The sequence below is a fragment of the Pseudonocardia sp. genome, from assembly GCF_029263155.1.
Lineage (GTDB): Bacteria > Actinomycetota > Actinomycetes > Mycobacteriales > Pseudonocardiaceae > Pseudonocardia.
Genome location: NZ_JAJCYB010000075.1, coordinates 21,949 through 35,649 on the forward strand (window position 1 = coordinate 21,949; position 13,701 = coordinate 35,649).

At 74.1% G+C, this 13,701-nt stretch carries 10 protein-coding genes; 9 read left to right on the top strand and 1 reads right to left on the bottom strand.

All coding sequences use genetic code 11. The annotated features are described in order from the left end of the window. The first annotated feature begins 6 nt into the window (after nucleotides 1-6). The 8 genes from Q1K26_RS15705 (at nucleotide 7) to Q1K26_RS15740 (ending at nucleotide 10,963) form a co-directional block, all read left to right on the top strand. Nucleotides 7-2,559: a DUF6049 family protein gene (locus tag Q1K26_RS15705; protein ID WP_300012736.1), complete on the top strand. Its 2,553-nt coding sequence runs from the start codon at nucleotides 7-9 to the stop codon at nucleotides 2,557-2,559. A 191-nt stretch (nucleotides 2,560-2,750) separates the two neighbouring features. Beyond that, nucleotides 2,751-4,739 carry a murein biosynthesis integral membrane protein MurJ gene (gene murJ, locus Q1K26_RS15710; RefSeq protein ID WP_300012739.1) on the top strand — a complete coding sequence of 663 codons (1,989 nt, stop codon included), beginning with the start codon at nucleotides 2,751-2,753 and terminating at the stop codon, nucleotides 4,737-4,739. Nucleotides 4,740-4,793: 54 nt separating this feature from the next. Further along, nucleotides 4,794-6,428, top strand: a complete 1,635-nt coding sequence (locus tag Q1K26_RS15715) for a protein kinase family protein (RefSeq protein ID WP_300012742.1) — start codon at nucleotides 4,794-4,796, stop codon at nucleotides 6,426-6,428. 78 nt (nucleotides 6,429-6,506) lie between these two features. Next, a complete protein-coding gene (gene sigM, locus Q1K26_RS15720) occupies nucleotides 6,507-7,055 on the top strand; it encodes an RNA polymerase sigma factor SigM (RefSeq protein WP_300012745.1) in 549 nt (182 codons plus the stop codon). A gap of 124 nt (nucleotides 7,056-7,179) precedes the next feature. Beyond that, a complete protein-coding gene (locus tag Q1K26_RS15725; RefSeq protein ID WP_300012747.1) occupies nucleotides 7,180-8,160 on the top strand; it encodes a hypothetical protein in 981 nt (326 codons plus the stop codon). A gap of 107 nt (nucleotides 8,161-8,267) precedes the next feature. After that, complete coding sequence (gene trxB / locus Q1K26_RS15730) at nucleotides 8,268-9,269, top strand: thioredoxin-disulfide reductase (protein ID WP_300012750.1); 1,002 nt, start codon at nucleotides 8,268-8,270, stop codon at nucleotides 9,267-9,269. A gap of 32 nt (nucleotides 9,270-9,301) precedes the next feature. Further along, on the top strand, nucleotides 9,302-9,631 hold the full coding sequence (gene trxA, locus Q1K26_RS15735) for a thioredoxin (RefSeq protein ID WP_300012895.1): 330 nt from the start codon (nucleotides 9,302-9,304) through the stop codon (nucleotides 9,629-9,631). Between the two features lie 174 nt (nucleotides 9,632-9,805). Beyond that, nucleotides 9,806-10,963 carry an N-acetylmuramoyl-L-alanine amidase gene (locus Q1K26_RS15740; protein ID WP_300012899.1) on the top strand — a complete coding sequence of 386 codons (1,158 nt, stop codon included), beginning with the start codon at nucleotides 9,806-9,808 and terminating at the stop codon, nucleotides 10,961-10,963. Nucleotides 10,964-11,053: 90 nt separating this feature from the next. Here Q1K26_RS15740 and Q1K26_RS15745 read toward each other — a convergent pair whose 3' ends face one another. Further along, the gene (locus tag Q1K26_RS15745; protein ID WP_300012753.1) at nucleotides 11,054-11,701 is read right to left on the bottom strand and encodes a GNAT family N-acetyltransferase; all 648 of its coding nucleotides are present in this window, start codon (nucleotides 11,699-11,701) and stop codon (nucleotides 11,054-11,056) included. 276 nt (nucleotides 11,702-11,977) lie between these two features. On the opposite strand from Q1K26_RS15745, the gene Q1K26_RS15750 reads away from it, so the two are divergent. Continuing rightward, nucleotides 11,978-13,297 (top strand): PLP-dependent aminotransferase family protein, encoded by a 1,320-nt coding sequence (locus tag Q1K26_RS15750; protein ID WP_300012756.1) that lies wholly within the window; start codon nucleotides 11,978-11,980, stop codon nucleotides 13,295-13,297. Nucleotides 13,298-13,701: the final 404 nt, after the last annotated feature.

The window sequence follows — 13,701 nt, forward strand, 5'->3', positions numbered from 1 at the left end:
GGCGGAGTGAAGCCGGTCGCGGCCCTGGTCGCGATCGTCGTGCTGCTGTTCACGGGCCCGCTCACCGGTGCGGCCCTCGGGCAGCCCTCCCACCAGCCCACCGGGGACGCCACCGGCCCGCTGAGCCTCGTCCTCGACGAGCTCGCCCCCCGCGTCGTCACCGCGGACGGGCCCGTCGTCCTGACGGTGACCGGCACCCTCACCAACACCGGCGACACACCCGTCGGCGAGATCGGCGTCCGGCTGCAGCGTGGGCAACCACTGACCACCGAGGGCGCGGTCCGTGACGCACTGGCCGGTGACGCCCCGACCGACGCGATCGTGCCGCAGTTCCAGGAGCTGCCCGACGTGCTCGGCGTCGGCGAGCAGGTGCCGATCCGGTTGACGGTGTCGCTGCGCGGCGCACCGGAGACCGGCCTGGCCCTCTCCGCCCCGGGGGTGTACGAGCTGCTGGTCAACGTGAACGGCGTGCCCGACGGCGGCGACCGGGCGCGGCTCGCGGCGGTGCGCACGATGCTCCCGGTGATCGGCCTGCCACCGGGACCGGACGGTTCGGATGCCGTACCGGACACCGCAGCTCCCGGGCTCGGGGCCGCCCCGGTGACGCTGCTGTACCCCGTCGTCGACCAACCGCGGCGGCTGTCCACGGTGCCGGGGGAGACCACCCTGCTCACCGACGACACCCTCGCCGACTCGCTGGCACCCGACGGGCGGCTCGGTGGGCTCGTCGCCGCGCTGTCGGAGTCCGCGCCGGTCGGGTCGGCCGTGCGCGACGCGACCTGCGTCGTGGTGGATCCCGACCTGGTGCAGACCGCGTCCGCGATGGGCGCGGGCTACCAGGTGCTCGACGCCGGTGGCGGACGCGTTCCGGGCCGGGGCGCGGACGTGGCGTCGGCCTGGCTGGCCTCCTTCGCCGCCGCGGCCCGCGGCGGTTGCGTGCTCGCGCTGCCCTTCGCCGACACCGACGTCGTGGCCCTGACCAGGGGCGGGCTCGGCGACATCGCCGTCGACGCCGTCACCCGCGGCCGGGAGATCGTCGCCGAACTCCTCGGCACCCCGGTGCTGCCGAGCACGGCCTGGCCTGCCGACGGGCTCGTCGACGAGCCGACGCTGGGCACGCTCGCCGACGCGGGGGTCCGCTCGGTCGTGCTGTCCGCCGACGGACTCGACCGGCCCGCCGGCGCCGATCCGGCCGGGGTCGTGCCGATCGCCGGCGGGCCGGCCACGGTCGGGGTGATCGCCGATCCATTGCTCACCCTCGCGGCGGGGGGCACGGTCGCGGAACGGGTCGTCGCGGAGACGTCCGGCGCGGCGGCGGGCGCGCGCACGGCGGGCGGCGCGCTGGCCACCCAGGACCTGCTGGGCGCGCTCGCGTTCCGGGTCACGCGCGACGTCCCGGACACCGGGCCGGTGGTGGTGGCCCCGCCGCACCGCTGGGCCGCGGACGGGCCCGCGGCCCGCGCGCTGCTCGACGGGATCGACCGGCTGGTCGCCGCCGGACTGGTCGGCCCCCGGTCCCTCGGGGACGTCGTCACTGGGGGGGCTCCGGCCGACGTCGACGCCGCGGCGCTGGTCTACCCGCTCAGCGCCGGGGCCCGGGAGATCCCGGGCACCACGGTCGCCTCGATCGGGGAGGTGCTCGACGGGATCGCCGACCTCGCCTCGTCGGTCGTCGACGACGACCTCGGCGTCGACCCGGACGACGTGTTCGATCCCCTGCTGACGGGAGCCGTCCGACCGGCGTCCACGGCGTGGCGGGGAGCGCCGCAGCAGTCCGCGGCGAGCGCCGTCGCCGGGGCGGAGCGCCTGGCCGACATCCGCGGCACCGTCACGGTCCTGGAACCCCCGAGCCCCTTCTCGTTGGCCACGTCGGACTCGCCGCTGCTGCTCACGGTGTCCAACGGCCTGCCCGTGACGATGAGCGTGCGCGTCGAGCTGGCCAGCACGGCGGGACTGCGCGTGGCACCGATCCCGATCGTGGAGGTACCGCCGCTGGGCAGGCGCCAGATCCAGGCGAGTGCCGAGGTGCTGCGATCGGGCGTGTTCACGGTGGACGCCGCCGTGCTCACCCGCGACGGCGGCCGGCTCGGACCACCCAGCCGGTTGGAGGTCCGGTCCACCGTCTACGGCACCATCACACTGTGGCTGACGGGGACCGCGGCGGTGCTGCTCGTAGTGCTGGCGGGCCGTCGGATCCTTCGCAGGATCCGCACGGAGCCCGACCGGCACCCGGCGAGCGCGCCACGCCCGGGGGTTCCGGAGTCGATCCCGGACACGGCCCCGACGCCGCGGATCCCCCTGCCGGACGGGAGCGGCCCGTCGAGCGGACCGACCCGGGCTGGCCCCCCCACTGGCCGGAACCGACCCGTGCCGTCGGAGCCACGGATCGCGGGCGGCCCCCCGGTGCGGTACCCGCTCCCGGTGCCGCCGGGTCGCCGCCCGCCGGCCGGCCCGGCGTACCGGGCCGTCCCCGGCACGGCGCACCCCCCGCCCGGCGCCCGCACCCCGGGCCCCCGCCCGCCCGTCCGGCCACCGGGCCAGGAACCGGGGCCCCGGTAACCCCCCCGCGGGGCCCGGCGGACCCGAACCCGCCTCGTGATCCCCGAACCGGTCGCCCCGTGGCCCCCCCGCAGGGTGGCCGCCCGCTGCCACCGCGCCGGCCGGTGCCGCCGGGCCAGGGCCCGCCCGCACCCGCGCCGGGCGCCCCGTCGGGTCCGCCCGTCCCACCACCGCCGCCCGGCCGGGGGGATGTGCCGCCGACCGGGCCCCGGCTCCCCCCACCTCCCCGTCCGCCCGCAGGCCTGCCCGGACATCCCGACCATCGGCCGCCCGCCCATCCCCCGTTCGACCAGCGCGGGCCCCGCCCCGGCGGCCCGATCGGGCCCCGCCCGGGATCGCCGGGGCCTCCGCCGCACCCACAGGGCCCCCGCCGACCCGCTGCGGGGCCGACCCGGCCGCGCTCCGATGCCGCGGTACCCCCGCCCTGGTCCGACTCCCGGCGCCCGGGCGGTGCGACGTCGCGCCCGGCGCCCGCGACCCGCCGCTCGTACGAGCCGCCACCGGGCGCGGACGACGCCACCCAGATCTTCTCGCCGGTCGTCGACGCCGAACCCGCACGGCCGTCGCTGGGCCGCTCGAGCAGCCGGATCGCGCTGGCCAGCCTGGTCAGCCGCCTGACCGGTTTCCTGCGGCAGATCGCGATCGTCGCCGTCCTGTCGATCGGCGCGGTCAGCGACTCCTACACGGTGGCGAACACCCTCCCGGTGATCGTCTACCAGCTGCTCATCGGCGGGGTGCTGAGCAGCGTCCTGGTCCCCGTACTGGTGCGCGCCCAGGTGGAGGACGACGACGAGGGCGAGGCGTACACCCGCCGCCTGCTCACCCTCGCCGGGCTGGCGCTGCTCGTGGCCACCGTGCTGGCGGTGCTCGCCGCGCCGCTGCTCAGCGCCCTCTACACCAGCGGCGCTGGCGAGGGGGCGACCCCGGAGCTGACCACCGCGTTCCTGTACCTGCTGCTGCCCCAGATCTTCTTCTTCGGCATCGGGGCCCTGTTCGGGGCGATCCTCAACAGCCGTGGCGTGTTCGGACCGTTCGCCTGGGCGCCGGTGCTCAACAACGTGGTGGTGCTGGTCGTGCTCGGCGTGTTCACGCTGGTGCCGGGGGAGATCAGCGTCGACCCGGTGCGGATGGGCGAGCCGAAGCTGCTGGTGCTCGGCATCGGGGTCACGATGGGGATCGTCGTGCAGGCACTCGTGCTGATCCCCGCGCTACGCCGCCTCGGGGTCCGCTACCGGCCGGTCTGGGGCATCGACGCCCGGCTGAAGGAGACCGTCGGGCTCGCCGCGTGGGTGCTGCTCTACGTCGCGATCGGCCAGCTCGGGTACCTCGTCATGACCCGGGTGACCTACTCCGCGGCTCCCGGGTCCCTCACCGCGTACTCGAACACCTGGCTGCTGCTCCAGGTGCCATACGGCATCCTCGGGGTGTCGCTGTTGACCGCCCTGATGCCACGGATGAGCCGCGCCGCGGCCGAGGGCCGTCCCGATGACGTCGTCTCCGACCTGTCGCTGGGGGCCCGGCTCTCGGCCGTGTTCCTGATCCCGATCTCGGCACTGATCACCGTGTTCGGCACGCCGGTGGCGCTCGCGCTGTTCGGGCTGCGGTCGGGCAACATCGAGGGCGCACAGGTGATCGGCACCGCGCTCACCGTATCGGCCTTCGGGCTGCTGCCCTACGCGATCACGATGCTGCAGCTGCGGGTGTTCTACGCCATGTCCGACAGCCGCACGCCCACCCTGCTGCAGACCGCCACCATCGGCTTCCAGATCCCGGTGTTCCTGGCGCTCGGGGCGCTGCTGCCGCCCGAGAGCGTCGTACTGGGGCTGGCGGCGGCCAACGGGGTGTCGTACGTGTTCGCCGCGGTGCTCGGCCAGATCGTGCTGCGGCGACGGCTCGGCACGCTGCCCACCTCCGACGCGCTCGGAACCATGGCGTCCACCACGGTGGCCGCGCTGCTCGGCACGTTCGTGGCGTTCGGCGCCACCACCCTCCTGCCGATCCCGGACAGCTGGCCTCCGGCGGCGGGTGCCTGGGTCACCCTGGTCTTCGCGCTCATCGTCGCCGCACCCGCCGTGCTGCTGGCGATGCGGCTGCTGCGGGTGCGCGAGGTCGACCCTCTGGTCGACCGGATCGTGCGGCTCGCCGGGCGGCGGATTCCTGGGCGCCGCCCCCGCCGCTGACGTAGGCTGGCCGACGGGGATCGGGGAACAGGTTCCTCCTGGGGGAGGTGCGCGGTGAGCGAGCTGGCGAGCCGTCCCTCCCTGCCCGCAGCCGATCTCGACCCGGCGACCGAGCTGGTCCCGGCCCAGTCCAGCACGACCGAGCGGCAGGCCGCCGTCGCCCCCGGGGCCCTGATCAGCGGCCGGTACCGCCTCCGAATCCGCGTCGGCGCCGATCTCGCCGCAGGCGCGGAGTTCTGGTGCGCCGAGGACACCGTCCTGCGTCGCGATGTGGCCGTCACCCTCCTGCGCCTGCTGGCCCGCGAGCAGGGTGCCATCGGCGGTGACGAGGACCCCACCGGGTCCAGCCGGGCCGGCGAGATGATCGTGCGGGCGCTGCGTTCGGGTTCGTTCGACCATCCCGGGTGCGCCCGGCTGCTCGACGTGCTGGCCCCGGACGCCACCGGCCTGCCCGACGATGTCCTCGGCGCGGCGGTCACCGAATGGGTCAACGGCCGCAGCCTCGCCGAGGCCGTCGCCGGAGGAATGATCAAACCGCTGGCCGCGGCACGCGCCGTCGCCCCGCTCGCCGGAGCCGCGGCCGAGGCGCACCGGCACGGCTTCGTGCTCGGCTGCGACCACCCTGCGCGCGTCCGGATCACCCCCGACGGGCGGGCCCGGCTCTGCTTCGCGCTGCCCCGCCCCGACCTGCGGCCCGCCGACGACGTCCGCGGCCTCGGCGCAGTCCTGTTCGCCCTGCTCACGACCCGCTGGCCGCTCTCGGGTGCCGACGCCGCCCGCGCCGGCCTGGCCGTCGCCGACCGCACCTCAGCCGGTGCCCTGGACCCACCGTCGGCACTTCGGCCGGGCGTGCCGATGGAGCTGGACGCCGTGGTGAACGGCACGCTCGGCCCGGCGAACGCCCCCGGGCACGTGCACACGGCCGCGGCCGTGCTCCAGGTGCTCGACGACGTCGTCGCGGAGGACGACCGGATCGCCCTGTTCCCGCCCGATCACGACGGGGTGCCGTCCGCGCCGGACGACGTCTGGCAGGACGCCGACCGGGTCACCGCCGACCCGGATCCACGGCGCCGGCGCAACCTGCGGATCGGGATCGGCGCGCTCGCCGTGGCCGTTCTGGTGGTGCTCGGGTACGTCGGGGTCCAGCTCACGTCGATGTTCTCCGACCCGTCCGGACCGGCGATCATCGTCGCCGCGCCGCCGGGGGGCGGCGAGGAGCCTCCGCCCGAGGACGGGGCACCCGCGGTCGGGGGCGCGGCCGGGATCGCCGCCGTCCGCGTCGTCGACGAAGCCGGTGACCGCGACAACGCCAACCGGGTCACCCGCGTCATCGACGGCGACCCGTCGTCGGCGTGGAACACCGTCACCTACTACCAGCAGTTCCCCGCGCTCAAGCCGGGCATCGGAATCATGGCGTCCTTCGCGTCGGCCGTGCAGCTCGCCGAGCTCACCGTCACCTCCACCAGCCCCGGTACCCGGGTCGAGGTGCGCTCCGCGCCGTCGGCGGACGCCGGGGTGGACGGCACCGAGCTGATCACCGAAGCCACCCTCGCCGAGGGAGCCACCACGATCCCGCTCGACGGCAGCCAGCCCGTGGAGCACGTGCTGATCTGGATCGTCGAGCTGAGCGGCGGCGGCGACGCCTTCTCCTCGGACATCGGCGAGATCGAGTTCCGACGCGCGGGCTGAGCCGGTCCTGCCCAGCCGTCCCCCACAGGATTTCTCGAACGCCCACGGACGGGCCGGGTACCGGCCTACCCTCCCGCCGTGCTCCCGCCCCGGACCGACGCCGAGCTGCTCTCGGCGCACCGGGCCGGGGACGCTACGGCCTTCGCCGAGCTGGTCGGGCGGCACGCCGATCGGATGTGGGGGGTGGCCGTGCGCACCCTGGGTGATGCCGACGACGCCGCGGACGCGGTGCAGGAGGCGCTGCTGGCCGCCCACCGCGCCGCCCACCGGTTCCGGGGCGACTCGTCGGTGCGCACCTGGCTGCACCGGATCCTCGTCAACGCCTGCATCGACCGGATCCGTCACGAGCGCGCCCGACCCGCGGCCGCGCCCTGGCCCCGGGGTGACGTCCCGGGCCGTCGGGACGTGGCCGGGGAGCTCGACACTCGGCTGGCCGTCGAGGACGCCCTCGCCGAGCTCCCCGCCCACCAGCGGGTGGCGATCGTGCTCGTCGACGTGCAGGGTTTCGGCATGCACGAGGTGGCGCAGATCCTCGATCTCCCCGTCGGCACGGTGAAGAGCCGCTGCGCCCGCGGCCGCACCCGGCTCGCCGGGCTGCTCGGCCACCTGCGGGAGGAGGGATGGTGACGCCCCTGGGCTCGGCCGGCATCGGGCACCCCACCGCCGGGCGCCCCACCGCCGGGCACCGGCGACCGGTGGAGGTTCCGGAGCAGGTGCGGGCGGCACCGCCGCACACCCGCGGGGGGCGGACGTGACCGGGCCGGATCCCGCGCTGCTCGCGGACCTCGACGCCGGCCTGCTGGACCCGGCCCGCGCCGAGGAGGTCCGGACGGCGGCGCTCGCCGACCCCCGGGCCGCAGCCGTGCTCGACGCGCTGCGCGCGGCCCGCGCCGACCTGGCCGCGCTCCCGGCCCCACCCGTGCCGCCTGCGGTCCGCCTGCGCTGGCAGGCCGCCCTGGCCGTCGAGGCAGGCGTGCACGGCTCCCCGGGCGGCGCGGCCGCATCGGGTCGACCCGTATCCGGCACCACGCCCGCCGCCGGGGCCACTCGTCCGGCGAGCGGTTCCGCGGCGACCGGCCCCGCTGCCACCGCATCCGGTCCGGCCGCCCCGAATGGGTCGGCAGCGGGCGACGCAGCCTCCCCACGCCCCGCCGCGGCCGGCCCGGCCACCCGCGCCCCCGGTAGTCCGGTGTCCGACCTCACGGCCGGACCGGTCGGGCCGCACGCCGCCCACCCGATATCCGGTCGCGCCGGGACCGGTGCCGTGCCACCCCGTCAGGGCTCGGCGGCCCACCCCGGCAGGCCGACACACCAGCCTCCGCGGGGGCAGTCAACGCCGGGGCCCGACCGTCCCCGCGTTCCGCGATCGCTGCGCCGCCGGGCGACCGTCACGGCACTCGTGGCGGCGGCCGCGCTGGTCGTCGGCACGGTCGTCGCCACGGCCGGTGGCCGGGGGAGCGCGGTGGACGTGACGCGGGTGGAGCTGGCGACCGTCGCCCGGTCCACGATCGGCGTGTCCGAGCTGGGCGTCTACACCGACCCGGCGCGCCGGGCCGACTGCCTCGGCACCGCCGGCCACCCCGGAGCGTCGGTCCTGGGCGGCCGGCCGGTCCGGCTCGACGGATCCCCGGGCGTGCTGATGGTGCTCACGACGGGAGTTCTCGGCCGGTTCCGCGTGCTCGTCGTCGACGACACCTGCCGCACCCTGGCCGATGACGTCGTCGGCCGCTGAGCCGGAACCGAGGTCACACCGCGGGCCGGTTCAGCGCGGAATGACCGACCCTGGGATCGTGTTGTACGCGTCGTAGCGCCGATGACACAGAACAGGACGGGGTAGCAGTGACCACCGACGAGGTGCACGAGCTGATCATCATCGGCTCCGGACCGGCCGGCTACACGGCCGCGGTGTACGCGGCCCGCGCCCAGCTGGCCCCGCTGGTGTTCGAGGGCACCCAGTTCGGGGGCGCGCTGATGACCACCACCGAGGTGGAGAACTACCCCGGCTTCACCGACGGCATCATGGGCCCCGAACTCATGGAGCAGATGCGGGGCCAGGCCACCCGCTTCGGCGCCGACCTGCGCGCCGAGGACGTCGAGAAGGTCTCGCTGTCCGGCGAGGTCAAGACGGTCGAGGCGAACGGCGTCACCTACCGCGCCAAGGCGGTCATCCTCGCGATGGGCGCCGCCGCGCGCTACCTCGACGTGCCCGGCGAGCAGGAGCTGCTCGGCCGGGGCGTCAGCTCGTGCGCCACCTGTGACGGTTTCTTCTTCCGCGACCACGACATCACCGTGGTCGGCGGGGGCGACTCGGCGATGGAGGAGGCCACGTTCCTGACGCGGTTCGCGAAGTCGGTCACGATCGTGCACCGCCGCGAGGAGTTCCGCGCGTCGCGGATCATGCTCGAGCGCGCCCGGAACGACCCGAAGATGCGCTGGGCGCTCAACGCCGAGGTCGTCGCGGTGCAGGGCGAGGGCAGCGTCACGGGGCTGACGCTGCGCGACACCGTCACCGGTGAGGAGCGCACGCTCCCGGCCACCGCGATGTTCGTCGCGATCGGGCACGACCCCCGCAGTGAGCTCGTGAAGGGCCAGCTGGAGCTCGACGACGCCGGCTACGTCAAGGTGGCCGCGCCGAGCACGTACACCGCGATCCCGGGCGTGTTCGCCTGCGGCGATCTGGTCGACCACACCTACCGGCAGGCCGTCACCGCTGCCGGGTCGGGCTGTGCCGCCGCGATCGACGCCGAGCGCTGGCTCGCCGAGGGCGCGGTCACCACCGAGATGGCGGGCGGTGGCTACGGCCGGGCGTCCGAGCAGGTCGCCGCAGCCACCCACGGATAGCCATCCACCCGAACCACGTGAAGGAGAACGACATGGGCAACAACACCGTGGACGTCACCGACGCCACCTTCGACGCCGACGTCCTGAAGAGCAGCAAGACCGTCGTCGTCGACTTCTGGGCCACCTGGTGCGGCCCGTGCAAGATGGTCGCGCCGGTGCTCGACGAGATCGCGGGGGAGAACGCCGAGAAGCTCACCGTGGCCAAGCTCGACATCGACGCCAACCCGGAGACCGCGCGCAACTTCCAGGTGATGTCGATCCCGACGATGATCGTGTTCCAGGACGGCAAGCCCGTGAAGCAGATCGTCGGTGCCAAGCCGAAGGCCGCGCTGCTGTCCGACCTGGCCGACTACCTGGGCTGATCCCACCGCTCGGACCCGACGTGCCCCGCTCCGCTCCGGAACGGGGCACGTCCTTTTATCACGACTCGGACACGCCGGTGGGCGGGCCGCTGTCGGATGCCGTACGGACGGCAAGGCACAATGGGCACCCGTCCGCCCGACCGGGTGGTGTCGGCGACACCGAGCGAGGAGTGCATGCAGCTGCTGCGCCGAGGTGACAGTGGTCGGGCCGTGGTCGAGATCCGGACCGCGCTGCGACAGTTCGGGCTGCTGCCACCGACCACACCCGGAATCGCCGAGGACCACTTCGACGACGTCGTGGAGGAGGCCGTCCGCGCGTTCCAGCAGCGGCGCGGACTCATCACCGACGGGATCGTGGGCACGGCCACCCGCAGGGCGATGAGCGAGGCCAGGTGGACACTCGGTGACCGCATGCTCGCATTGATGATCTCCGCGCCGATGAGCGGCGACGACGTCACGATGCTGCAGGAGCGGCTGCTCGAGCTCGGCTTCGATCCCGGACGCCCGGGCGGTGTGTTCGACGAGCGCACGGAAGCCGCGCTGCGCAGGTTCCAGCGCGAGTACGGTCTCGTCGCCGACGGCATGTGCGGGCCGGCCACGCTGCGCTCGTTGCGGCAGCTGGGCCGCAAGGTCACCGGTGGCCGGCCCCACCTGCTGCGGGAGCAGGAGCTGCTACGCCAGGCGGGGCCGCGGATGCGTGGCAAGCGGATCGTCATCGATCCGGGCCATGGCGGCCTCGACCGCGGCGTGTCCGTCAACGGCATCCACGAGTGCGACCTCATGTGGGATCTCGCCCGGCGGGTCGTCGGCCGGATGTCGGCCACGGGCATGGAGGCCATGCTGTCGCGGCGGGAGGACACCAATCCGCCCGAGGCCGAGCGCGCCGCGTTCGCCAACGACGCCGGCGCCGACCTCGTGCTGTCCCTGCACACCGACGCCAACCGCAGCATGCACGCCCAGGGCCTGGCCACGTTCCACTTCGGCAACGGTTCCGGATCCACGTCCACGGTCGGCGAGGCCCTCGCCGGGCTGATCCAGCGCGAACTGCTCACCCGCACGGCGATGGTCGACTGCCGGACGCAGTCCCGCACCTGGGAGCTGCTGCGGCTGACCCGCATGCCGGCCGTGCGCGTCGAGGTCGGGTACCTCACCAACATGGGCGACAAGCGCAAGCTCCTCGACCCCGGCTTCCGCGACGTCGTGGCCGAGGGCGTGCTCGTCGCCGTCAAGCGCCTGTACCTGCTCGGTCAGGACGACCAGCCGACCGGCACGTTCACCTTCTCCGACGTTCTCGCACGAGAACTGGAGCGAGGCGGGGCGCAGGCGATCTGAGATCATGTCCCCGGCCCCTCACCTGGGGATACTCCCGAGAGTTCGGGAGGAACGATCTCAGGGCGCCCTCAGATCGCCGCTGCGTGCCGATCAGGATCCGGCAGGAACACGGTGCTCGACCGGTGCCGCGCCCTGCATCGGAATGGTGATCGAGCCGAGCAGTTGCTCGAGCGCTGCCTCGACGTCTTCCTTCCACGTCATCGCGGACCGCAGCTCCATCCGCAACCGCGGTGTGCGGGGATGCGGGCGCACCGTCTTGAACCCGACGCTGCGGAGGAAATCGACCGGGATGACACAACCGGGTTCGGTGCCGGGCCGGGCGTCACCGAACGCCTCGATGGCCTTGACCCCGCGACGGGTGAGGTCACGGACGACGGCCTGGGCGAGCATCCGTCCCAAACCCTCCCCGGCGAACTCGGGCATGATCTGCATCGTCGTGAGGAGCACCGCGTCGGCGCTGACCGGTCCGGTGGGCATCTCGGCGGACCGGGGTACGGCCGAGGGCGGAGCGTAGATCACGTAGCCCGCCGGGGTGCCGTTGACGTGGACGATGCGCCCGCACGACCCCCACTCGAGCAGGATCTCCGATACCCAGGCTTCCTTCTCCAGCTCCACCGAGCCGAAATCGACGGCCTGCTCACCGAGGGTCTCGGACAGCTCCCAGAAGACACATCGGCGACACCTTTTGGGAAGGTCGTCCAGATTGTCCAGTGTGATGGGAGCAACGTGCCAGGACACGACAAACCTCCGGCAGGCCCCGCCGCCGCCCGGTGCGCCGACCGTTCCGACGATAGATCGATCCAGCCCGACGCGGTACCCCGCGTGCTGCGACCGGCGTCTCACCGACGACGAAGGGCCGAGGGATAGCCCGACCGGGTGGTGACCGGCCTGCCTCGGACCGCTGTGCCGCGGTCGAATCGCCGGCGCGGTGTGACCAGCGGGCCTGCCCGCGCACCGGTCCGGGGCCGCGGCCGGAAGTTACACTCGATCGGATCCCGCCACCCTGGAGGACCCGTGTCCGATCCGCTGCCCATCCCGCTCACGTCCGACGTCCCGGTCGAGCGGTTCGCAGCACGCACGGCGGGAATGACGGCCTCGGAGATCCGGGCACTGTTCGCGGTCGCCAGCCGGCCCGAGGTCGTCTCGCTCGCCGGCGGGATGCCGAACATCGCCGCGCTCCCGCTCGACGCGCTGTCGGTCGAGGTCGCCGACCTGGTCGCCCGCGACGGACAGGTCGCGCTGCAGTACGGCTCGGCCCAGGGCGTGCCCGCGCTGCGGGAGCAGATCTGCGAGGTGATGGCGCTCGAGGGCATCGACGCCGAGCCCGACGACGTCGTGGTGACCGTCGGCTCGCAGATGGCGCTCGATCTCGTCACCCGCATCTACTGCGACCCCGGCGACGTGGTGATCGCCGAGGGGCCGTCCTACGTCGGCGCGCTGGGCAGCTTCGCCGCCTACCAGGCTCGCGTCGTCCACGTCGCGATGGACGAGCACGGCCTGGTCCCGGAGCTCCTCCGATCGGCGTTGCACACCCTGGCGCAGCGGGCGATCACCCCGAAGTTCCTCTACACGATCCCCAACTTCCACAACCCGGCCGGTGTCACCCTCGCCGTGGAGCGGCGATCCGAGGTGCTCGCGATCTGCGCCGAGTTCGGCGTGGCGGTCGTGGAGGACAACCCCTACGGGCTCCTCGGCTTCAGCGGCACGATCTATCCGGCGCTGCGCTCCCTCGACCGCGACGTCGTGTATCTCGGCTCGTTCTCCAAGACCTTCGCCTCCGGCCTCCGGGTCGGGTGGGCGCTGGTGCCGCCCCAGGTGCGCGACCGGCTCGTGCTGGCCGCCGAGTCCGCCACCCTCTGCCCGCCGTCGTTCAACCAGCTCCTCGTCTCGCGCTACCTCGCCGCGCACGACTGGCGCAGCCAGGTCAAGACCTACACCGAGGCCTACCGCGACCGTCGCGACGCGATGCTCCGCGCACTGGAGGCCTACCTGCCCGAGGGCTGCACCTGGAACGTGCCCGACGGCGGCTTCTACGTCTGGCTGACCGTCCCGGAGGGTGTCGACACGAAGGCGATGTTGCCGCGCGCCGTCACCGCACGGGTGGCGTACGCGTCCGGTACCGGCTTCTACGCCGACGGTTTCGGGAGCCGGCAGTTGCGGCTCTCCTACTGCTACCCCACACCGGAGCGCATCACCGAGGGCGTGCGTCGTCTCGCCGCGGTATTGGAGGCCGAGCTCGACGTGATGCGGACCTTCGGCACCCCCGCTCGACTCCCGGCCACCCCGCCTGTGGCACGCAACGGCCCGCAGGCGCCTTCACCGCACACGCCGTAGTCAGCAGGCGGCCTGGTTTCACGTGAAACCGACGACCCTGCCCGGCGGGGGTCCGGCAGCGATGTTCCACGTGAGACAACGCTGAGATCCGTGCTCGCCACGAGGTGGCCGTGTTTCACGTGAAACCGTCCGGGTCCCCCTCGACCGCGCACGTCCGGGGGGTGGTATCGGGGCCGCCGGATGGGGAGGGCACGGAACCGGCCGAAGACGACGTGCGGACAGCTCGCTCACCCTCGCCGCCGCGACGCTGACACCGTCACCGGAGTCCTGGGTTCGCGCACCGGGGGCGCCGTGGCGCCGGCACGGCCACGCCGATGACCATCGGGATCGACGTGCAGCCCTCCCGGACCGGCCGCGCATCGCCGCCCGGCGCGGAGCGACCCCGGCGCCGTGGCGCAGAATGC